This window comes from Methanoculleus sp., from assembly GCF_030019085.1.
Lineage (GTDB): Archaea > Halobacteriota > Methanomicrobia > Methanomicrobiales > Methanoculleaceae > Methanoculleus.
The window spans coordinates 1-18511 of sequence record NZ_JASEFJ010000006.1 but is presented as its reverse complement, the minus strand read 5'-3'; the positions used below and the strand labels follow the sequence as shown (position 1 = coordinate 18511).

The 18511-nt window shown below is 55.7% G+C and carries 21 protein-coding genes and 1 pseudogene; 12 read left to right on the top strand and 10 right to left on the bottom strand.

The features are described from left to right. Nucleotides 1-19 precede the first annotated feature (19 nt). Genes QMC91_RS04375 through QMC91_RS04360 form a run of 4 tightly spaced genes read right to left on the bottom strand, consistent with a single transcriptional unit; the run spans nucleotide 20 to nucleotide 2203 of the window. Nucleotides 20-526, bottom strand: a complete 507-nt coding sequence (locus QMC91_RS04375; protein WP_300235882.1) for an NUDIX hydrolase — start codon at nucleotides 524-526, stop codon at nucleotides 20-22. 2 nt (nucleotides 527-528) lie between these two features. Continuing rightward, nucleotides 529-1194 (bottom strand): 7-cyano-7-deazaguanine synthase QueC, encoded by a 666-nt coding sequence (gene queC, locus QMC91_RS04370; protein ID WP_300235879.1) that lies wholly within the window; start codon nucleotides 1192-1194, stop codon nucleotides 529-531. Then, on the bottom strand, nucleotides 1195-1803 hold the full coding sequence (locus QMC91_RS04365; RefSeq protein WP_300235876.1) for a radical SAM protein: 609 nt from the start codon (nucleotides 1801-1803) through the stop codon (nucleotides 1195-1197). Further along, complete coding sequence (locus QMC91_RS04360) at nucleotides 1790-2203, bottom strand: 6-carboxytetrahydropterin synthase (RefSeq protein WP_300235873.1); 414 nt, start codon at nucleotides 2201-2203, stop codon at nucleotides 1790-1792. The genes QMC91_RS04365 and QMC91_RS04360 overlap by 14 nt, the downstream gene beginning before the upstream one ends. 172 nt (nucleotides 2204-2375) lie before the next feature. Between QMC91_RS04360 and QMC91_RS04355 the strand changes: the two genes are divergently transcribed. The 4 genes from QMC91_RS04355 (at nucleotide 2376) to ppcA (ending at nucleotide 7342) form a co-directional block, all read left to right on the top strand. Continuing rightward, the gene (locus QMC91_RS04355) at nucleotides 2376-2804 is read left to right on the top strand and encodes a 30S ribosomal protein S12 (protein WP_300235870.1); all 429 of its coding nucleotides are present in this window, start codon (nucleotides 2376-2378) and stop codon (nucleotides 2802-2804) included. 7 nt (nucleotides 2805-2811) lie between these two features. Continuing rightward, nucleotides 2812-3402, top strand: coding sequence for a 30S ribosomal protein S7 (locus QMC91_RS04350; protein ID WP_300235867.1), 591 nt, complete (start codon nucleotides 2812-2814; stop codon nucleotides 3400-3402). Between the two features lie 29 nt (nucleotides 3403-3431). Then, a complete protein-coding gene (locus QMC91_RS04345) occupies nucleotides 3432-5624 on the top strand; it encodes an elongation factor EF-2 (protein WP_300235864.1) in 2193 nt (730 codons plus the stop codon). A 281-nt stretch (nucleotides 5625-5905) separates the two neighbouring features. Then, the gene (ppcA, locus tag QMC91_RS04340; RefSeq protein ID WP_300235861.1) at nucleotides 5906-7342 is read left to right on the top strand and encodes a phosphoenolpyruvate carboxylase; all 1437 of its coding nucleotides are present in this window, start codon (nucleotides 5906-5908) and stop codon (nucleotides 7340-7342) included. Nucleotides 7343-7443: 101 nt separating this feature from the next. Here ppcA and QMC91_RS04335 read toward each other — a convergent pair whose 3' ends face one another. The 4 genes from QMC91_RS04335 to QMC91_RS04320 all read right to left on the bottom strand — a co-directional run bounded on the left by QMC91_RS04335 (nucleotide 7444) and on the right by QMC91_RS04320 (nucleotide 9314). Next, nucleotides 7444-7680, bottom strand: coding sequence for a protease inhibitor I42 family protein (locus QMC91_RS04335; RefSeq protein WP_300235858.1), 237 nt, complete (start codon nucleotides 7678-7680; stop codon nucleotides 7444-7446). Nucleotides 7681-7730: 50 nt separating this feature from the next. Continuing rightward, entirely contained in the window at nucleotides 7731-7904 is a 174-nt protein-coding gene (locus tag QMC91_RS04330; protein ID WP_300235855.1) for a hypothetical protein, read from the bottom strand. A 416-nt stretch (nucleotides 7905-8320) separates the two neighbouring features. Next, complete coding sequence (locus tag QMC91_RS04325; RefSeq protein WP_300235852.1) at nucleotides 8321-8827, bottom strand: HEAT repeat domain-containing protein; 507 nt, start codon at nucleotides 8825-8827, stop codon at nucleotides 8321-8323. Between the two features lie 136 nt (nucleotides 8828-8963). Next, complete coding sequence (locus QMC91_RS04320) at nucleotides 8964-9314, bottom strand: hypothetical protein (protein ID WP_300235849.1); 351 nt, start codon at nucleotides 9312-9314, stop codon at nucleotides 8964-8966. A 212-nt stretch (nucleotides 9315-9526) separates the two neighbouring features. On the opposite strand from QMC91_RS04320, the gene QMC91_RS04315 reads away from it, so the two are divergent. From QMC91_RS04315 to QMC91_RS04280, 8 genes are all read left to right on the top strand, one after another. After that, nucleotides 9527-10012: a GTP-binding protein gene (locus tag QMC91_RS04315; protein ID WP_300235846.1), complete on the top strand. Its 486-nt coding sequence runs from the start codon at nucleotides 9527-9529 to the stop codon at nucleotides 10010-10012. A gap of 86 nt (nucleotides 10013-10098) precedes the next feature. After that, on the top strand, nucleotides 10099-10878 hold the full coding sequence (locus QMC91_RS04310) for a hypothetical protein (protein WP_300235843.1): 780 nt from the start codon (nucleotides 10099-10101) through the stop codon (nucleotides 10876-10878). 119 nt (nucleotides 10879-10997) lie between these two features. Then, complete coding sequence (locus tag QMC91_RS04305; protein WP_300235840.1) at nucleotides 10998-11345, top strand: hypothetical protein; 348 nt, start codon at nucleotides 10998-11000, stop codon at nucleotides 11343-11345. A gap of 616 nt (nucleotides 11346-11961) precedes the next feature. Beyond that, nucleotides 11962-12447: a DUF2124 family protein gene (locus tag QMC91_RS04300; RefSeq protein WP_300235837.1), complete on the top strand. Its 486-nt coding sequence runs from the start codon at nucleotides 11962-11964 to the stop codon at nucleotides 12445-12447. A 334-nt stretch (nucleotides 12448-12781) separates the two neighbouring features. After that, entirely contained in the window at nucleotides 12782-15040 is a 2259-nt protein-coding gene (locus QMC91_RS04295) for an ATP-binding protein (protein ID WP_300235834.1), read from the top strand. Between the two features lie 43 nt (nucleotides 15041-15083). Next, a complete protein-coding gene (locus QMC91_RS04290; RefSeq protein ID WP_300235831.1) occupies nucleotides 15084-15650 on the top strand; it encodes a DNA polymerase ligase N-terminal domain-containing protein in 567 nt (188 codons plus the stop codon). Beyond that, complete coding sequence (locus QMC91_RS04285) at nucleotides 15650-15847, top strand: C2H2-type zinc finger protein (protein ID WP_300235828.1); 198 nt, start codon at nucleotides 15650-15652, stop codon at nucleotides 15845-15847. The genes QMC91_RS04290 and QMC91_RS04285 overlap by 1 nt, the downstream gene beginning before the upstream one ends. A 505-nt stretch (nucleotides 15848-16352) precedes the next feature. Next, nucleotides 16353-16799 carry an S-adenosylmethionine decarboxylase gene (locus QMC91_RS04280; RefSeq protein WP_300235824.1) on the top strand — a complete coding sequence of 149 codons (447 nt, stop codon included), beginning with the start codon at nucleotides 16353-16355 and terminating at the stop codon, nucleotides 16797-16799. A gap of 711 nt (nucleotides 16800-17510) precedes the next feature. Here the strand turns inward: QMC91_RS04280 and frhB are convergent. Further along, on the bottom strand, nucleotides 17511-18398 hold the full coding sequence (gene frhB / locus QMC91_RS04275) for a coenzyme F420 hydrogenase subunit beta (RefSeq protein WP_300235821.1): 888 nt from the start codon (nucleotides 18396-18398) through the stop codon (nucleotides 17511-17513). 10 nt (nucleotides 18399-18408) lie between these two features. After that, nucleotides 18409-18511: pseudogene (locus tag QMC91_RS04270) on the bottom strand (coenzyme F420 hydrogenase subunit gamma); the annotation flags it as partial.

Here is an 18511-nt window from a genome sequence, read left to right as displayed (position 1 = left end):
CGCATAAATATGCGCACATTCATTGAAGCGCTCGATCCAGACACCGGCAGACAAGGCAGATGGTCTTTGCATCGACAAGCGTTCCGCCAGAGATCATTCCGGGAAGGGCGGAAAGCGGGACACGAAGAACCTCGATAAACTCATCATCATCCATCGTATACTCAGAACTCGGAGATAGGCCTTCTGCCAGGAATAACCAGATCCGCTCGTCAGTATAACCTGGAGAGGGGTAGATCCAGCCTTTAGGCACGAATCTCTCCGCTTTCATGCCGGTCTCCTCGATCAGTTCGCGGTAGGCGGTCTCCTCCGGTTCCTCACCCTCATCTATGGTGCCTGCCGGGGCTTCCAGTATGTATTCGTCAATCGCAAACCGGTACTGTCGGATCAGGTAGCAGGAGTCCCCCTCGACCGGAAGGATCGCAACCGCACCACCAGGATGGACTACCACCCGTTCTTTCTTATCGCCGTCAGGGAGCGTGACCACTTTTTTCTCGATCTTCAGTCGTTTTCCCCGGTAGATCTCCATGTTCATGCCTCATACTCGATTGGATCCTCAAATCCGAGTTCCCGGAAGGCCTCTCTTCGGTAGTGGCAGGAAGAGCATACCCCACACGCCCGGTCGTTGTTGCGGTAGCACGACCACGTCAGTTCGTATGGGACACCCAGCGCAATCCCCGCCCTGATGATATCCGCCTTTGTCATCCGGACAAACGGTGTCATCAGTGTAATCCGCGGGTCAACCGCCGTCCCAAGGTCGATCACGCGTTGGAACGCCTCGATGAACTCCGGTCGGCAATCTGGATAGCCGGGGTAATCACCGGTCTGGACACCGATGAAGATCGCCGCTGCATGCCGGGCTTCCGCGAGACTGGTTGCGATGGCAAGGAGGTTTGCATTCCGGAAGGGGACGTAGGTATTCGGTACACCTCCACTCTCACCGACGTAGTCCTCGACCGGGATCGATGGATCCGTCAGACTTGAGGCCCCGATCTTCTTGAAGTGCTCAAGGCTTATCTCGACAAACTCTATTGCCTCAAGTCTCTGTGCGATTGAACGGGCGCATTCCCGCTCCTTCTTCTCCGTTCTCTGGCCGTATGTGAAATGGAGCGCGATTATATCGTAACCCATGTCCTTTGCAACGTAGGCAAGCGTGCTTGAATCCATCCCCCCTGAGAGGAGGCAGACTGCCTTCATCTAACTCATCCCCAGGATCTTGTGTAGTTGCACCTGAAACCTCACAGGAAGGTTCTCATTCACTATATACTCTGCAATGGCACGGTAATCGGTCCCTTCCACCGGCGATATGAAAAGATCGCCCCGGATCCTGTAGTTTCCCATGACCGCCCGCGCGTAGAGGAGGTCGTCCATATCAGCCACCACAAACTTGACGCTATCGCGCGCGGTTATCCCGGGAAGAAGTGATAGATCGCTTGTCTCGCCCGATGAAGGACATTTGACATCCATGCATACGGAGGCGTACTGCTGCATCTCCCGGAAATCCAGGCTACCGTTGGTCTCGATCTCGACTGAATAGCCATGAAGTTTGAACTTTTTGAGTAACTCCATGACTTCAGCCCGTTGCAGGAGCGGTTCGCCGCCGGTTATGCAGATGTATGTGCCGCGGAGCAACCAGACCCGATCGAGGACCTGCCCAACGCTCATCTCCTCCCCGCCTTTCAGGGCGTAGGGGGTGTCGCACCAGGCGCACCGGAGGTTACAGCCCGCAAGCCTGATAAAGGTGCAGGGCCGCCCCTGGTTCTTTCCCTCCCCCTGAAGGCTCCGGAAGATCTCACTGACGATCATAGGTGCGCTCTGCGTAACAGGACGTGGACTCCCACACCCGGATCTTTACAACACGGGCGTCGCTTCCCTGCAATGCGGCATCGGCATTGATCATATCTGCGATCACAGTGGCAAGGGTCTCGCTCGTCGGGTCACCGCTGGTGGTGACGACCGGATGAAACGCCTCGATACACGTCGCCATAGGATCATCCTTGTTCAGGATCACCTGGTGATCAAACCGCCCCACAACCTCTTTGATGCAGTTGTAGTCAAGGACTATTCCAGTGCGCTCATCTGCCGTACCCTCGACCCATATCTCAACCCGCCACTGGTGACCATGCAATCGAAAACACTTTCCCCGGTAGTGGATCAGGCGGTGGGTCGCCTCGAAAAAGACCTCTTTATAAATCCGGGCTCTCATCAATGAAGGTTACCCGCGAGATATAATATTATATCAGGTCGTATCCACACTACCTGGACAAGCAACCGGCGCGCAGATGGGTTCCACAATATATAAATCCGTAACGCGCGTTGTTTTATAGCACAGCAGGAGTTGCTCCTATCTACAAATTTAACAGATACGAGGGTATTCGATGGGAAACGGTAAATTTGCAGCCCGAAAATTAAAGCGTGACGGCAAGAAAAAGCGGTGGCACGATCCGATCTATGCGCGGCGCCAGCTCGGGCTTGATGTCAAGTCCGACCCCCTTGAGGGCGCCCCCCAGGCTCGGGGAATCGTTCTCGAGAAGGTTGGTGTCGAGGCGAAGCAGCCGAACTCGGCTATCCGGAAGTGTGTCCGTGTGCAGTTGATCAAGAACGGACGCCAGGTAACGGCGTTTGCCGTCGGTGACGGTGCCATCAACTTCATCGACGAGCACGATGAAGTCGAGATCGAAGGCATCGGCGGGAGACTGGGAAGGTCGATGGGTGATATCCCCGGTGTCCGCTACGTTGTGACCAAAGTGAACAACGTCAGCCTGCGCGAGATGGTCATCGGACGCAAGGAGAAGCCACGGAGGTAAGTGGATAATGACAGAGTCTGAGTCAGAAACAAATGTCCAGCAACTCCTCTTCAACCGCTGGGACATGAGCGAGGTTGAGATCCGGGATCCGAGTCTCGCCCGCTATGTGAACCTGCACACGATGATCGTGCCGCACACCTGCGGCAAGCTCGCCGGCCAGCAGTTCAACAAGAGCAACATGCTGATCGTGGAGCGCCTGATCAACAAGATGATGCAGACCGAACACAACACCGGCAAGAAGGAACTTGCCATCCGCATCGTCCGGGATTCCTTTGAGATCGTCTACCAGAAGACCAGAAAGAATCCGGTACAGGTTCTGGTTGACGCCGTCGCGAATGCCGGACCCCGTGAAGAGACCGTCCGATTGAAGTACGGCGGGATCAACGTCCCGAAATCTGTCGACACCGCGCCCCAGCGCCGTGTCGATACCGCGCTGCGGTTCATAGCAGATGGTGTATACCAGGCAAGTCACAAGAAGAAGAAAAGCGTGAGCGAGGCCCTTGCCGAGGAGCTTATCGCGGCCGCGAACGGTGATACTCGTTCGTATGCCATCTCAAAGAAAGAAGAACGCGAACGTATTGCAAAGGCAGCCCGTTAAAGACCCTCCATTATTTTTGGTGCTTTTTCATGACCCGACGAAAGAAGATGGTAGAGCGGGTGACGGAGCTGATGGACAAACCGGAGCAGATCCGGAACATCGGCATCGTCGCCCACATAGATCACGGAAAGACAACTCTCTCGGACAACCTGCTTGCCGGCGCAGGCATGATCAGCGAGGAGCTTGCCGGCAGGCAGCTCTTCATGGACTCCGATGAGGAAGAACAGGCGCGCGGCATCACCATAGACGCAAGCAACGTCTCGATGGTCCACGAATACGACGGTAAGGAGTACCTGATCAACATGATCGATACCCCCGGCCATGTGGACTTTGGCGGTGATGTGACACGCGCCATGCGTGCAGTGGATGGTGCTGTTGTCGTGGTGGACGCCGTGGAGGGCACCATGCCCCAGACGGAGACTGTGCTCCGCCAGGCGCTGAAAGAAGGTGTCCGCCCGGTTCTTTTCATCAACAAGGTCGACCGACTGATCAACGAGCTGAAGGTGAACGAGCAGGAGATGCAGATCCGCCTTGCAAGGGTGATCGACAAGGTCAACAAGCTGATCAAGGGGATGAACGAAAAGATGTACAACGAAGGCTGGAAACTGGATGCCGCAAAGGGCACCGTAGCCTTCGGGTCTGCCCTATATAAGTGGGCGGTCTCCATCCCATTCATGAAAAAGAGCGGGGTCTCGTTCAAGGAAGTCTACGAGAAGTGTAACAGCGGCGACATGAAGTGGCTGGCTAAGAACAGTCCACTGCATGCAGTCCTTCTTGACATGGTGGTCAAGCACCTCCCAAACCCCATCGTGGCCCAGCACCGGCGTATACCCATCATCTGGCACGGTGATTACGACTCTCCCGAGGGGAAGGCGATGATCAACTGTGACCCTAACGGCCCCGTATGTCTGATGGTCACGGATATATCGTTTGACCCACATGCAGGCGAGGTCGCCACAGGTCGTCTCTTCGCAGGAACACTCCGCAGGGGTACCGAATGCTACATCATGGGTACCGCGAAGAAGGTAAACCGTATCGCCCAGGTCGGGATCTTTATGGGTGCCGAACGAATCGAGGTGGATTTGCTCCCGGCCGGTAACATCGCCGCCGTGACGGGTCTAAAGGACGCCATCGTCGGTTCGACCGTCACGACACTCCTTGAGATGACCCCGTTCGAGTCGCTGAAACACTACTCTGAACCGGTCATGACCGTCGCCGTTGAGGCAAAGAACATGAAGGACCTCCCGAAACTGGTTGAGGTTCTTCGCCAGGTGGCCAAGGAAGACCCGACTGTGCAGGTCTCGATCAACGAGGAGACCGGGGAGCACCTGATAAGTGGCATGGGAGAGCTTCACCTCGAGATCATCACCGGGCGTATCAAGCGCGACAAGGGCGTCGATATCATAACATCCACGCCGATCGTCGTATACCGCGAGACCGTCACCGGTCGGGCAGGCCCGGTTGAGGGGAAGTCGCCGAACCGCCACAACCGGTTCTACATCGAACTCGAACCGATGGACCCGGCGATCGTTAAGTTGATCAAGGATGGTGCGGTCTCGATGAACCAGCAGGCGCTTGAACGGCGTGACATACTGGTTGCCGCAGGGATGGATAAAGAAGAGGCCAAAAACGTCAGGGCGATCGAGGCTACCAACATGTTCATCGACATGACAAAGGGTATCCAGTACCTCAACGAGACTATGGAGTTGATCCTGGAGGGTTGGCGCGAGGCGCTCCGTGGTGGTCCGCTCGCCGACGAACAGGTCCAGAACCTGAAGGTTCGACTGGTAGACGTGAAACTCCACGAAGATGCCATCCACCGTGGCCCCGCCCAGGTCATCCCGGCGGTCAGGAGTGCCGTCAAGGCGGGTATGCTGATGGCCGGCGACTCGCTCCTCGAACCCATCCAGAAGATCCAGATCACCGTTCCGGCCGATCTGATGGGTGCGGCAACCTCGCAGATCCAGGGTCGCCGTGGCCAGATCTTTGATATGCAGAGCGAAGGTGACACGGTGACGGTCATCGGTAAGGCACCGGTCGCCGAACTCTTCGGGTTTGCGGGGGATATCAGGTCCGCAACCGAGGGGCGCGCGATGTGGAGCACCGAGTTCGCCGGCTTCGAACTGGTTCCGGCAGGCCTTGTGGAAGAGGTGGTCCGGAGCATCCGCCGTCGCAAGGGCCTGAAGGAACAGATCCCGCGGCCGGAAGATTACCTGTCATAACCAACCCCGATACCCTCATATTCTGTTTTTTATCCGCAGCGGGCGGATGCAGGTGCAAAAGCACGAGTCACCCGGCGATTTTATTAGACCTCTTCATCCAGGTGCATACAGCGGGCAGGCCAGATATACGATAGGAAGACACCCTGAGCAGCAGGTCACGCTACAGGGTATGGGTGGCAGACGGCGGGTTTTTCTGTCAACCGCTATAGAATGATATGGTTGACATGAGAAAGCAATCCTCCTATACGGAAGTGAGATAGATGTTACGGATCCCGCAATGTATGAGCACCCAGCACCCTGACAACGTTAACCTGCCGTTTTTTGCCGAGAGCCCTGAACTCGGTGGGGACGATGAGGTGCAGGAGGCGTATTACGCCTACTCTCACCTCGGGTGCAGCGAACAGATGTGGGACTGCGAGGGAAAAGAGGTTGACAACTTTGTGGTCAGGAAACTCCTGAGCCGTTACGAGAGTTTCTTCCGGGAGAAACCGCTTGGACGGGATGTCTTCCTCACAATGCGCGTACCAAACCCCAAGGTCGAGAGCGCCGAGGCAAAGATCCTGCTTGAGACCCTTGAAAGCATCCCGCGCTCATTTGATACGGCATGCCTCTTTTACGCTGAAGAGTGCTCCCCGATATTTGAGGTTATCCTGCCGATGACCACATCCCATCTAGCCATCGATAACATCTACCGCTACTATACAGAGATCGTGGTTGGAAAACAGGAAATACGCCTCAGGGAGGGTGGACCAACCATCGCTGACTGGATCGGGAGATTTCGACCTGACCGGATCAACGTCATACCCCTCTTTGAGGATATGGCCAGCATGCTTGATGCCCACAACATGGTCAGGCTGTACCTCGAGGACAAGGATCTCGCCGACCAGCGTGTCTTCCTTGCCCGCTCCGACCCCGCGATGAATTACGGGCTTATCAGCGCCGTCCTCCTGAACAAGATCGCGCTCCTGAACCTTCAGGAGGTCTCAGAGGAGACAGGAACGCGTATTCACCCGATCATCGGTGTCGGTTCAGCACCATTCAGAGGAGGTCTCACACCACTGACGGTCGATCGGGTCGTTGCCGAGTACCCTGGCGCACGTACGTTCACCGTTCAGTCGGCGTTCAAGTATGATTACCCGCTTGAAGACGTCCGAAGGGGTGTCAGAATGCTGGAAGACCGTCAGCCCACAAAACCCACGCAGATCGACGAGAAGGAGGTAATCGATCTCATCTGGAGGTATACACGAGCCTACGAGCGCTGGCTGGGACCGTTCGCCCCTCTGATAAACCGGGTTGCCCGTTATGTTCCGGAGAGACGGAAACGGAAATTACATATCGGTCTCTTCGGTTATGCGCGAAACACCGGCGGGATCACCCTGCCCCGGGCAATCAAGTTCACCGCCGCTCTATACTCGATCGGCCTTCCGCCAGAGATACTTGGCCTGAATGTGCTGGATGACGCGGATATCGAGTTTATCCGGAAAGTCTATGTCAACTTCGACGAGGATTTGAGAACCGCCTGCAGGTTCCTCAACACAAAGACCGGTTTTGTTCCACCTGACCTTGCAGCCAGGGTGACCGACCTTGTGGACATTGTCCCGGATGAGGAGCATGCCCGCCTCACGACCGCCATCTCCCAGGCACTCCGCGAGAACGAGACCGGGGGACTGACCTCGCTTATCCTGGAGGCTGCAAACCGGCGAAGATTCCTGGGGTGAGGGGATCCACGGACCTGTGCTAAAAACCACATAATGCCCGTTAGAGTTACAGGCATACCGGATGAAAATCGGGGGTCATTTTCATACGAAAGGATGGGAAGTTATCTGATGATGAAGTCCATCGAGAACGTGGTCTCGTTTCCGGTTACTTCTTCCCAGGGGCGCCAGTAGATCGCGATAAACTCGGCGGAACCTGGCTCTGCAGCGACATACTGCCACCGGTGCACGCCTCCGGCGCCAACCAGTTCAGTCTCAGGTGCGATGTAGGTCTCGTTCAGATATTGAAGACCGACAGAGGAGGGGACGTTCCACCTGTAGGCCGGTTGTCGGGTTCTCATCCAGGGCGATGGTGACCCTGCTCCCCACCGGTAGCGTGACATTCGCATTGTTATGCGTCTCGTTGAGGGTGTAGTTCTCCACCACGGGTGCCGTCGCAGCCTGTTGTGGGTGTCGCACCAGGTGTTCCCTCCCCTGTCGGCTGCGACGTGCATCCGGCCCCAAAGAGAGAGATGAGCAGCAGCCCTGCGATCAGGACGCCATAGAGACTTTTTCGCTGGTACATATGCGATAAGATTACAGAGATCTGCTAAAAACCTTCCGTAAACGACCACGGGCAGATGTAGGTAGTGACTCAAGCGCTCGAACCCCGGCTCTCAACCCACCCGGAAGCGTCCAGAACCCATGCTCTCTTATAGCCGCGGATAACCTGAAATCCCTGTTGCCAGAGCCAGAATGTGCGAATTGACTCCCCAACTTCGTTGATCTCGCAATCTCCCGCAGCCACTATCCAGGCGCCCTCATCCGCTTTCATGCGGGGGCCATCCTCAAGAGGATGGACACGAAGATTACCCGGATCTCCGACTGAGAAATATTTCCCAATGCTATTGCAGAGAGATACAGCAAAGAGGGCCATGCCAGTGGGTTTCGGACGCCCGTAATGACCGCTACCAGAAGCGTCCCCTCAATCAACCCACCCGCTCAGAACTCCTCTTCACCCGTAATCTCACGAAGGGCACGGCGGATCGCCGTCCTTACTTCAGGCTCCACCTCATTCTCAAGGGCCGCGAAGAGGGCATCGGTCGCCCGCGAGTCGCGAATTTTCCCGAGTGCGTCGGCGGCAGCTGTCCTGACATCCTTCTTCTTATCCGCAAGCAGGGGAAGGATCGGTTCGACAGCACGGGGGTCACCGATCTCTCCAAGCGACCAGGCAGCACCGCGCCGCGCCCAGCGATCCTGATCGTTGAGGAGAGGGAGGAGGGGTTCGACCGCCCGAGGGTCGCGGACCTTCCCGAGCGCCTGCGCCGCGACCCACCTGACCTCGTTCTCGGGATCCTGCAGCGCGGTGATAAGGGGTTCGACCACCCGCGGATCACTGCACGTCCCGAGGGCTTCGATCGCCCGCAGTCGGTAGGGGGTGCTCTCATCAGAGAGCTGTTCGATGTACTTCTCGATGTTCTCCTCCCGCCGTTTATCCCTATCCTCCATGAGACGTTTTACCGAGCGCTCCAAATATATCCCTCCGGTTTTCTGCTTGTTAGACAGAGTGTCACTCGCAGTATATAGCACCTGGCATGGCAATCCATCAAACAGCAATACGTTTGTTTTTCCCACATCCACCTTTTTACAGAGATATTTCGTCCTCGCCGACCACCTCGAACCTGACGATCCTGTAGGTGTAGGAGCGACCATCCGATGCGGTGAAGAAGAGGAAGACCATCAATCCGAGCTCATCAGAGATCCATAATTCAGCATCGTCATCCAGTGCGTGCTGTTCAAATCCGAAACCGCTGAGCGCCTCATCGAGGGCAGCATCCGCCTCCATGTCCCTGACCATCTCAAATGTCGCTGCGAGGGGGTACTCCTGTGCCTCGAGCGCGGATACCTGGAACCTTGCCTGCATCTCAGCGAGGAGCAGGTTATCCAGGGTTGCCATGATCTCCAGCACTATAGGATCCAACTCGTCTGACCCCATATCTGTACGTTGGATGTTACCGATATATGGTTGTTCGGTGACCTGCACCCGTAACCGGGCAGCGTCGTTGCGCCATCGACCACGGAACACTCTCTCCATGAAATCCGGAAGATAGGAAGATGATCTCCATGACAGTCCGGAAACTATCGCTATCTCGCTCACGCTGCCATCATATCGAAACCCTAAAACATCCTGACGTTAAAAGAAGCCTGATGGCAGAAGACAGGCTTAAGATTGTCGTGTTTGGATCATTCAATGCAGGCAAGTCAAGTTTCATCCAGGCGCTTGACCCACGCAGCCGTCATATTGAGGCGTCCTCAGAAGAGGGTCCCACCACCGTTGCGCTCGATTTCGGTAGGCTGAAAGTGAATGGCAGGGCTGTCTACCTCTTCGGGACACCCGGGCAGGAGCGGTTCGAGTTTGTCCGTCAGATCCTCTCACGGGGCATGGACGGCGCCATCATAATTGTGGATGCAACAAAAGGCGTGGACACAATGACCAGACACCTGCATGCCCAGTTGAAAGCGCTCGATGTGCCGCTCGCGTTTATGGCAAACAAGTGCGACTGTCCTGATGCGATGCCCGATGCCATCTGCCGCGATCTCCCGGGGGAGATGGTATTCCCCATCTCTACCTTAAACCGGGAGAACGTCCATGCGGCACTCGAAACCTTTGTTGAAAAACTGCCTATTCGATAACGATCTTTTTATGCCCGTAAGTTACCTCATCTCTACGCAAGATGTGCCCTGGCGCGACTTATGCCCGGGAAGTTTCCCGGCACCTCATGGATATTCTCTCGAGCGGAGACGCCGAAGATCTCATTGCTTACCTCGTAGCGGAGAGCAAAATCCCGGGTCACAAGGCGAACCTGGAGCTGATAGAGGCGTTTGCCAGGTCTGTGCGGGAATTTGCTGCCGCCGATACGGAAGATTGTCGGATACTCTGGGATCTCTGTGTTGAACTCGCCTGTATATCACCCGAAGATGCACCGACGGACGACCCAAACGAGTTACTCTCGATCTGCGGTGTCAGGGGCGTCGGGGCGATTGGCACGATATCGCCGGAGTGCGTGAAGGTAGCGCTCCGGAAACTTGCAGTGAACTCCGAAGACCCACGGTGGCGGATCCGGGACGCCGTGGCTCTCGGGCTCCGGGATCTCCTTGCCCGGTACCAGGACGTGACCCTCTTTGAACTAAATGGCTGGTTGGATAGTGGTTCGTGGCTTTCCATGAGGGCCGTGGCCGCCGGGATTGCTGACCCAAACCTGCTCAGTGATCCAGAACTTGCAGAGGCAGCGCTCCGACTTCATCGAAAGATCCTGATCCGTGTCTATACCGCAGGTGAGAGGGATTCCGAGGCTTTCCATGCGCTTCGAAAGACGCTCGGCCACACACTCAGCCAGGTCGTTGCCGCCATCCCATCCGGCGGGTTTGAGTACCTGCGACAGGTCTCAACACTGGAAGACCAGGATATGCGGTGGATCGTGAGGGAGAGCCTCAAGGATAGCCAAATTGAAGGACGGTATCCCGAGACAGTGCGCCACATCCGGGCACAGATGGAGTAAGGACAAGGCCCCATCTTTCCACAGTATACCGCCTGGATTGGTCGTTCTACAACAGCACCACGCTGCCAGGGGACGGAACAATTTTTGACTAAACACAACCCCATTAGATCCAGGAAACCATGGCTCGCGAACTTGACGAGAAGGATTTTGCCATCCTTCGAAAACTGGCCCCTGAATATAGCGGTATCCTCTGCCCCGGGTCCGGGCATGAGTTTCACTCGATCCTGCCGCCGGTCTCAAACCACATTGCCAGGGATGATGAGGATTTTGCAGAACGGGTTGCCCGGCTCTCAGAAGAGGACTGGGCGTATCTTACGGACCTGATCCTCTCCGGCCGAGAAGACCTGGGATGTGTGCCAGAAGAGGACATCGAGACCATCCTTACCCATATCCGGGAGACAGTGTCGGAGGGGGCGGCCGAACGTGCCCGCAGACTCTACCACCTCTCAGGCTGCGGAACGCTGTAGAGATGGCCTCAAATCAACGATCTGTACCATAAAATCTCCACCTTTTCCCGGCAGAGTGTGGCGGTTGCATCTGTAAAGCCATGCCAGAGACGGGATGAAATCTCAGGGGAGTTTCTCGCCTGGGACGTGGTGAGGAGTCCCCCTGACACTCTATCGAGAAGGGAATCGTCCCTATGGGGAGGGGCTGACGGGATGTCCCCCGCCCCCTGTCTCTCCTGCGTCTCCGGTAATAAGGCTTCTCGCGGAAACCACCTCCAACGCCCGACCGCTCACGCAGCCTCCTCCCGCACCCCACGAGGGGGCGGGCGAGCAGTGTGTGGCGATTGGCGTATGAAAGCCTTGTCCCGAACGCAGATGAGATTTCTGCATATCATAAGGGGACTATCGTTCACCGACCTGCCTCTACCATCTCTATCCACCTTCCTCCTGAATAGCGTCTCGCAGAAACCCCGGATGACGACCGGTCTTTTGGGGGAATACGCATCCCCTTCCTATCCCTCCACCGGGCGAGGTTTATCAAACCAGGGAGCATCTTGAAGAAACAGGTCTGATGGCTTCATAGGGGGAGGGGGTCGCATCCGGAAACGGTATATCTCCAGGCGATAAGAAGACCAATATGGAATTGAAAGAACAACTCTCCGGTGTCCCGGGAATGCTCCGGCCGTTCAAAGGATTCCTTCGCAACGCAGGGCTCAATGCGGGCGATCAGGTTGTCTATTACGGGTGCCCCGGTACATGCACACCCTTCATCGAACTCCTGGGGTTCGCCGTCCGCGACCTTCCTATCGAACAGGTTTACGTGCCCTACGTCAACGAGTCTGATGCAAAGGTCATCCGCCCTGTCGAGGGCGTCGGTATGCAGGTCTCCACCGAATCAGCCAGGAAAGTCGAACCGAAGGTGATAGTCCTGATGGGTGGACTCTCGATGCCGGGCGTCCCGATCACGAAAGAAGCCGTGCAAAAGGTCGTTGCCACCCATCCGAAGGCAATGGTCGCGGGCGTCTGTTTTATGCAGATGTTTGAGAAGATGGGCTGGGTCGAGACGTTCGACTTCAACATCCTCATCGATGCTTCAATCGACCCGGTCAGGGTATGGCAGTGAAAACTGACGGCGCAGTCTCACAGCCACCGGACATCCGCCTGCATGAGATCCGACAACGGTGATCACCTGGACAGACACCCTGCCACCCATCCAGCGCGGGGTCTCCGGTCGCGGGAGGGTTCTACCGGATACAGCCGTATTTCTGCAAAAAACCTATGTTTATTAGGTTAGAGAGCAAACCAATTCACACTATCTCCCTCACCGGAGATATGCCCGGAGATACGCAATCACTTGAAGTGGTACGCGCACCCCCCGTGCCGGCCTGGATAACCTGGATAAGAAGACATCCGCGGGTGAAACCGTGTCAACAGAGATAGCCAGAGTACTAAAGACCATGGACTATTCAGATGCCGAGATTCCCGGCCTGGTGGGATCGTTTCCTTCCACGGTCATCGAATACCTCCGGGACTTCCGGTTCCAGGAGGTCCGCGACATCATCGAGACGCTGCTCTACATCTACATAGCCCAGAACAGTGCCTCTTGCCGCGGGGAAGGAAAGGGCGTGATCGAGCAGAGTTGCTACGCCCATACCTCCGGCCCGCTCTTTGCCCTTACAGACATAGGCCTCATCGAGTCCCTCTCCTGGCACGGCACGACGCTGATCAGGCCGACCCCCTGCGGTGAGGCGATCGGTCGGGACCTGCTGGAGGCGCGGCTCCGGAGACTGAATATGCAGGTTCTCGCCCGCGAGACCCACGAGATCGTCCCGGTTCTCCTTGCAGGTACGGTGAAGGGGTCTTTCATCAACAAGACGTTCCCATCAACACCACCCCGCAGCGATGAGACGTTCATAAATTTCCTGCTCAAATACTGCCCGCGTCTATTTGAAGAATGTGAACGGTTCGCTGCCAGGCTAAAAGACTCTGGTTGCGCCGTCCTCGCCTACGCCTGCGACCTTGACACCGGCATGATCGACGGTGTTGTCTACACCTTCCCGCCAGAGTTTGCCTACATCCTCAAGGAGATGCTCGAACGGATCGACCCTGCAGTAAGGGATCACTACGATATGCTCCTTGAGTCCTTCTACTCGACGTTCACCGTTCTTCGGTACCTTGCTTTCGGCGAGGACTATGAGCGTATCCGCGCATCGCGTGCCCTCCGCCGCGAACTGTCACAGGTTCTTACGAGCCTTACCGATGTAGTCTACGTTCTGGAAGGGATTCCAGAGGATGATGGGGTCGACCTTGCCAGGTTCATCGTCAAGGACCGGAACCTCTACGAGACGCGCCTCCGCGGCCTCAAACATGCACTTATGAACGAAGTTGCAGGGAAGATCGTTATCGACCACCCACCCATGCCGACAACAGAACCTCCCAGGAAGATCGAGGATGCACAGCCTTCCAGGGAAGGGACAGCCCTCAAGGCACCGACAACCGGGTACGTAGAGGAGGATGAAGAGGCGTGGGATGATCTTGCAGTACCCTCCGTGGAGGAGGAAGAGATCGAAGAGATGATCGAGGTCGTGGCACACCCACCGCCAGCACCACCGAGAACCGTTCCTGTGGCGGAACCCCGGCGCTCCGGCGGGCTAGATGTCTTCCTCGGCTACACCAGGGATGAACTACAGGTCAACTGGTCGCCCGGCAGGCTTAACAACGGCCATATGATCATCATTGGTGGGTCGGGGGCCGGTAAGACCGAGACAATCCGTTGTATCGCCTCAGAACTCGCAGCACAGTCGATGCCGGTTCTCCTGATCGATTTCCACGGGGACATGGCAGGGACGGACAGCGATATCCGGTCATACAAGATCCGGGAGGGTGGTCAGTACTACTTTAACCCGCTGGAACTCGACCCCGGGATAGATGAGATCACACCACTCCGGGCTACTTCAGACTTTGTCGATGCCATCTCGATTAACTTCCCGACACTCGGCATCCAGCAGCGCCGAAAGTTAAAGAATATCATAAAGGACTGTTACCGGGCCGCCGGTATCACGGCGGATACCGCAACATGGACACGGGTGCTCGATTTTGATGACATCGAGGGGGAGATCCTGTCCTGCGAGGACGAGACAATCCCTGCATACCTCGAGGACATCTTTGATTACAAGCTCTTCTCGGGGGAAGAGAAGATCTCGATCCCTGCCATACTCTCCGGCGGGATCACCCACATCAACTTAAACGCCCTCCCGGAGAGCCTGCGCTACCTGTTTGCAGATCTCTTCCTCCGCCGGATCTATTATACCCTTCAGGCTATGGGGGAGATCCCACGTGGAACCGATGACGAACGGGCGAAGTTCCGGCTCTTCGTCATAGTCGACGAGGCAAAACTCCTGGTGAGCCAGAAAAGCGGTTCGAAGACGGCCATCAAGGCGGTGCTGAACAAGTACGCCACCGAGATGCGGAAGTTTGGCGTCTCGCTCATCCTGGCATCCCAGCTCATCGCTCACTTCAACGAGGAGATCCTGGCAAACATTGCCGTGAAGTTCTGTATGCGCTCAGAGAACAAGAAACAAGCCCAGGAGAACGCCAGGTTCTTCGAGGTGAGCGAGAAGGATCTTCTCAACTTCCAGCCAGGCGAGGGTATCCTGATCATCGGCTCGGAGAAGATGAACATAAGGGTTGTCCCCTTATCTGAGCGAAAGACCTGAACCTGGAAAAACTTTATCCTGAGACAGCACCGGACTCTTCCATATGCCAGGATCGGATAAGGTCGTAGATGAACGGAAGAGACTGGATCTGGACGATCAGGAGCACCCGATCTTTGTTATCCAGAAACACGCAGCGAAAACGCTTCACTACGACTTCCGGTTGGAGGTTGACGGCGTGCTTAAGTCCTGGACGGTTCCAAAAGGGCCGTCTCTCGATCCAAAAGAGAAACGTCTCGCCATACCAACGGAGGACCACCCACTTGAATACGCCAACTTTGAGGGAGTTATCCCGGAGGGGAGTTACGGCGCCGGTTCAGTTCTTCTCTGGGACCGAGGGACATACCGTAACCTTACAGAGAGAAGAGGAGAGAAAGTAGGGATTGAAGAGGGGCTCAGGCAGGGCCACATATCGTTCTGGCTCGAAGGGGTAAAGATCCGGGGTGGCTATGCTCTCACCCGGTTTAGGACCGGAAAAAGCGAGGCCTGGCTCCTGGTGAAGAAAGACGATGAGGAGGCAGACCCTGCCAGGGATCCGGTCGTTACAGAACCTCAATCTGTCATCTCAGGGCGAAAAATCGAGGAGATTTCAGCAGAGGGAGATAACCGATAATGGACGAAAGACCTTCGGGCAGAAAGCCACCGGATTTCCCGATGGAGATGGGGGAGTTTATCTGCCCGGTCTGCGGCAGGAGTTACTCAACGCTTGAGGAACTCCATACGCACGTGCGGCGGGTTCACCGCACCCCGCCGGAGGTGAACGGACTGCCTCCGGGTGATCGTGCAGGACATCTCCCTGGCATTGAGTGAGGGGGCGTTGCGGTGCGCGCTGGCCCACGGATCTGCTTGACTCCATCCAATCCCTGAAAGGTCTCGGTATTCACCCCCATCCAGGTTTTCAGATTGAAACGCTGACAGTTCTAGGCACTTAAAGCCGAACGGTAACTTTTCCACTTAGATTCCAGCGGGATAGATACCGCCGAACGCTGCAGACAAAATAATTGTCTTTTAAGACCAGATCACTCTGAAACCCATGGAGGATTGACCTCAGAAAAAACCTGGTTTCTTTTAAAATTCATATTTAGTATTACACTTATACTGTAATATTCACACTTAAACCCAGAGAAGCCACGCAAAGTCATTAATTTCAAAATCTGTCAATTATATGGCATATATTCCTTGATAAAACATGATTGCTCTGGTATAACCGCAAAATAACGGATATTTTCAATTTGTATAATACATAAGTTTAAAATCAGGACTATCAAAAACTACAGAGATCAATCGATCGAAAGTAGTCTCGAAGGTGGATAAGATGGTTGGCAATGTAATGACAAACAACGTTGCGGTAAGTAACGTTATGGCAGAGATCGCAAGCGATGCGGAGATCGTTGCGCAGTTTAAACAACGAGGTTGCTGGGGACTCTACACCAGCGTGGACCTGAAAGGGTGCAACCCGGCATCCATCCGTGATCCAGAGAAGATACACCAGTTCATTATTGAACTGTGTGACCTGATTGACATGAAGAGGTTCGGCGAACCACAGATCGTTCACTTTGGCCCGACTGAGAGGGTTGCAGGTTACTCAATGACCCAGCTCATTGAGACATCGCTAATCTCCGGCCACTTTGCGAACGAGACCAACGCCGCCTACCTGGACATCTTCAGCTGCAAGGAGTACGAACCATCGAAAGCAGCGGAGTTTTGCAGGAACTTTTTTGGAGCAGAATCGGTAACTTACCAGGTGCTGTTCAGGGACTGAATACCAGCATAGCATAAAAATATCATAAAAAACGCTTAACTGACTGGGTATGACGGTTAGTGGCGCTGCCATATTCAGGGAGTCTGATCCTGGAGTGCAGCGGGGCACGCTCCTCACCTTTTTGTCAGGGCCTGGGCAGAGGGGATGCGGCTCCAGTGAAGAGAGAATGTACTGACTGCGCCATCTACCCCGGCCAGAGGATTGGGGGCTATATATCCACTACGCCGGTGTTGTGCCGTGGTCCCATGAACCTCTGAGGGGATTTCCAGGGATGTGCATGGCCGCAGGCTGTGTGCGCTCCAAAAAGCAGCATCCCGGCAGCCCACATTACCGCGCCCTGGCGAGTTTCACCGCCGGGTCCCGTGGCCGCTCATGTCCTGATAACGGTTTTTCATCGGTTCACAGATCGGATCAACCCGAGAATCCCATCTACGTCCCGAACGCGGTTTCCGTGTGGCAATCGCCACGCACCTTCCACCCCTGATAAGAGGCCTGGTGGTCGGCGAAAGAAGTTTAACGCGAGTGGCTAAAGGGCGTTGATGAACCGGTCTTATTCTTCCCGCGCCTGCTATCAGGAAGAGACAGCAGGTTCGCATTTCAGATTGTTGATTTGATGGTCCGAGAATTAGCGCGCCCTTTCAGAAAGCCTGATCTGCCATAAACCTCTGTCAGGCCCCTGTCTTCAGGGGCAGGAAGAAAAAAGAGAGTTTTTCAGGGCCCCTCATAGGGATTCCGGAGACCCTTCGGGGTTCCATCCGCCTTCAGACCCACAGTCTTGCGTGCATCCACGTTCTTCTGGTTCTTTGTGATCTTCTCGGTGGCGAGTTTCGTCACCATATCAAGACCTGGCTTGACCTTGTCGATTGGTTTTGTCTCAAAGAGACCTGCCGCGATGGCACCGTCCCAGACCTCGTTACCCCTGGCATTGCGCACAAAGACCGTGCTCCAGCCATCGGGGCTGCCAACGGAGCCGCTTGAGATATCGGCCAGGTTCGCAACGTAGTCCAGACAGACGTGGCAGCCAGGCTGCACGTACTTGTGGATCAACTTGAGTGGCATCTGGCTGACCGCACCGCGTTCGGTGTAGACAGTGAACTTGCCCTTGCCGATGTCCATCTTCTTGACAGACTCCATCTTCTGGTTGCAGTGGTCCTCGACCATCGCCTCAAGCCCCTGGTAGGAGAAGTTCTCCATGCAGAAGATACCCAGCGCAAGGGCGATCTTGTCGTCGACGTCACGCAGACCGATCGGGTAGAGCTGAGCCTTCCGGACTGCCTGCATCTGACAGGGTGTACCCACAATGCCGACCTTATCAAGACCGTAACTCCGGGTCACCTCCTTGATCAGGCAGAGGTTCGGGCTGATGTTGTAACGCGTGCCGGCGGCGGCAAGAAGTTCGGCCTTCGTGGTCGCGACAACCGGTTCAGGCTTCCAGGGCTCGTCGCCAGGGCCCGCAACGATGGCACCATCGATGATACCCTCTTCGAGCGCGTAGGCAAAGAGCGTGGTTATGATACCACCGTCCTGGGACTGCTTCAGGATCTCCTTGTCGGTCGAGCGTGCCGCGATTACGGACTTGTAGTTACCGAGTACGTCCATTGTTCTCACCTCACTGCATAGCACCCTTGATGGCATCCATGATGCCCTCGTAGTTGTTCATGACGTCGAAGTTGAACCAGCTCCTGGGGCACTGCGCGTAGCAGGCGCCGCAC

Bases quoted from the DNA above. Each gene is read 5' to 3' on its own strand.
- QMC91_RS04375 (WP_300235882.1), bottom strand. From the start codon at position 526: ATGGAGATCTACCGGGGAAAACGACTGAAGATCGAGAAAAAAGTGGTC.
- queC (WP_300235879.1), bottom strand. From the start codon at position 1,194: ATGAAGGCAGTCTGCCTCCTCTCAGGGGGGATGGATTCAAGCACGCTT.
- QMC91_RS04365 (WP_300235876.1), bottom strand. From the start codon at position 1,803: ATGATCGTCAGTGAGATCTTCCGGAGCCTTCAGGGGGAGGGAAAGAAC.
- QMC91_RS04360 (WP_300235873.1), bottom strand. From the start codon at position 2,203: ATGAGAGCCCGGATTTATAAAGAGGTCTTTTTCGAGGCGACCCACCGC.
- QMC91_RS04355 (WP_300235870.1), top strand. From the start codon at position 2,376: ATGGGAAACGGTAAATTTGCAGCCCGAAAATTAAAGCGTGACGGCAAG.
- QMC91_RS04350 (WP_300235867.1), top strand. From the start codon at position 2,812: ATGACAGAGTCTGAGTCAGAAACAAATGTCCAGCAACTCCTCTTCAAC.
- QMC91_RS04345 (WP_300235864.1), top strand. From the start codon at position 3,432: ATGACCCGACGAAAGAAGATGGTAGAGCGGGTGACGGAGCTGATGGAC.
- ppcA (WP_300235861.1), top strand. From the start codon at position 5,906: ATGAGCACCCAGCACCCTGACAACGTTAACCTGCCGTTTTTTGCCGAG.
- QMC91_RS04335 (WP_300235858.1), bottom strand. From the start codon at position 7,680: ATGAGAACCCGACAACCGGCCTACAGGTGGAACGTCCCCTCCTCTGTC.
- QMC91_RS04330 (WP_300235855.1), bottom strand. From the start codon at position 7,904: ATGTACCAGCGAAAAAGTCTCTATGGCGTCCTGATCGCAGGGCTGCTG.
- QMC91_RS04325 (WP_300235852.1), bottom strand. From the start codon at position 8,827: ATGGAGGATAGGGATAAACGGCGGGAGGAGAACATCGAGAAGTACATC.
- QMC91_RS04320 (WP_300235849.1), bottom strand. From the start codon at position 9,314: ATGGGGTCAGACGAGTTGGATCCTATAGTGCTGGAGATCATGGCAACC.
- QMC91_RS04315 (WP_300235846.1), top strand. From the start codon at position 9,527: ATGGCAGAAGACAGGCTTAAGATTGTCGTGTTTGGATCATTCAATGCA.
- QMC91_RS04310 (WP_300235843.1), top strand. From the start codon at position 10,099: ATGGATATTCTCTCGAGCGGAGACGCCGAAGATCTCATTGCTTACCTC.
- QMC91_RS04305 (WP_300235840.1), top strand. From the start codon at position 10,998: ATGGCTCGCGAACTTGACGAGAAGGATTTTGCCATCCTTCGAAAACTG.
- QMC91_RS04300 (WP_300235837.1), top strand. From the start codon at position 11,962: ATGGAATTGAAAGAACAACTCTCCGGTGTCCCGGGAATGCTCCGGCCG.
- QMC91_RS04295 (WP_300235834.1), top strand. From the start codon at position 12,782: ATGGACTATTCAGATGCCGAGATTCCCGGCCTGGTGGGATCGTTTCCT.
- QMC91_RS04290 (WP_300235831.1), top strand. From the start codon at position 15,084: ATGCCAGGATCGGATAAGGTCGTAGATGAACGGAAGAGACTGGATCTG.
- QMC91_RS04285 (WP_300235828.1), top strand. From the start codon at position 15,650: ATGGACGAAAGACCTTCGGGCAGAAAGCCACCGGATTTCCCGATGGAG.
- QMC91_RS04280 (WP_300235824.1), top strand. From the start codon at position 16,353: ATGGTTGGCAATGTAATGACAAACAACGTTGCGGTAAGTAACGTTATG.
- frhB (WP_300235821.1), bottom strand. From the start codon at position 18,398: ATGGACGTACTCGGTAACTACAAGTCCGTAATCGCGGCACGCTCGACC.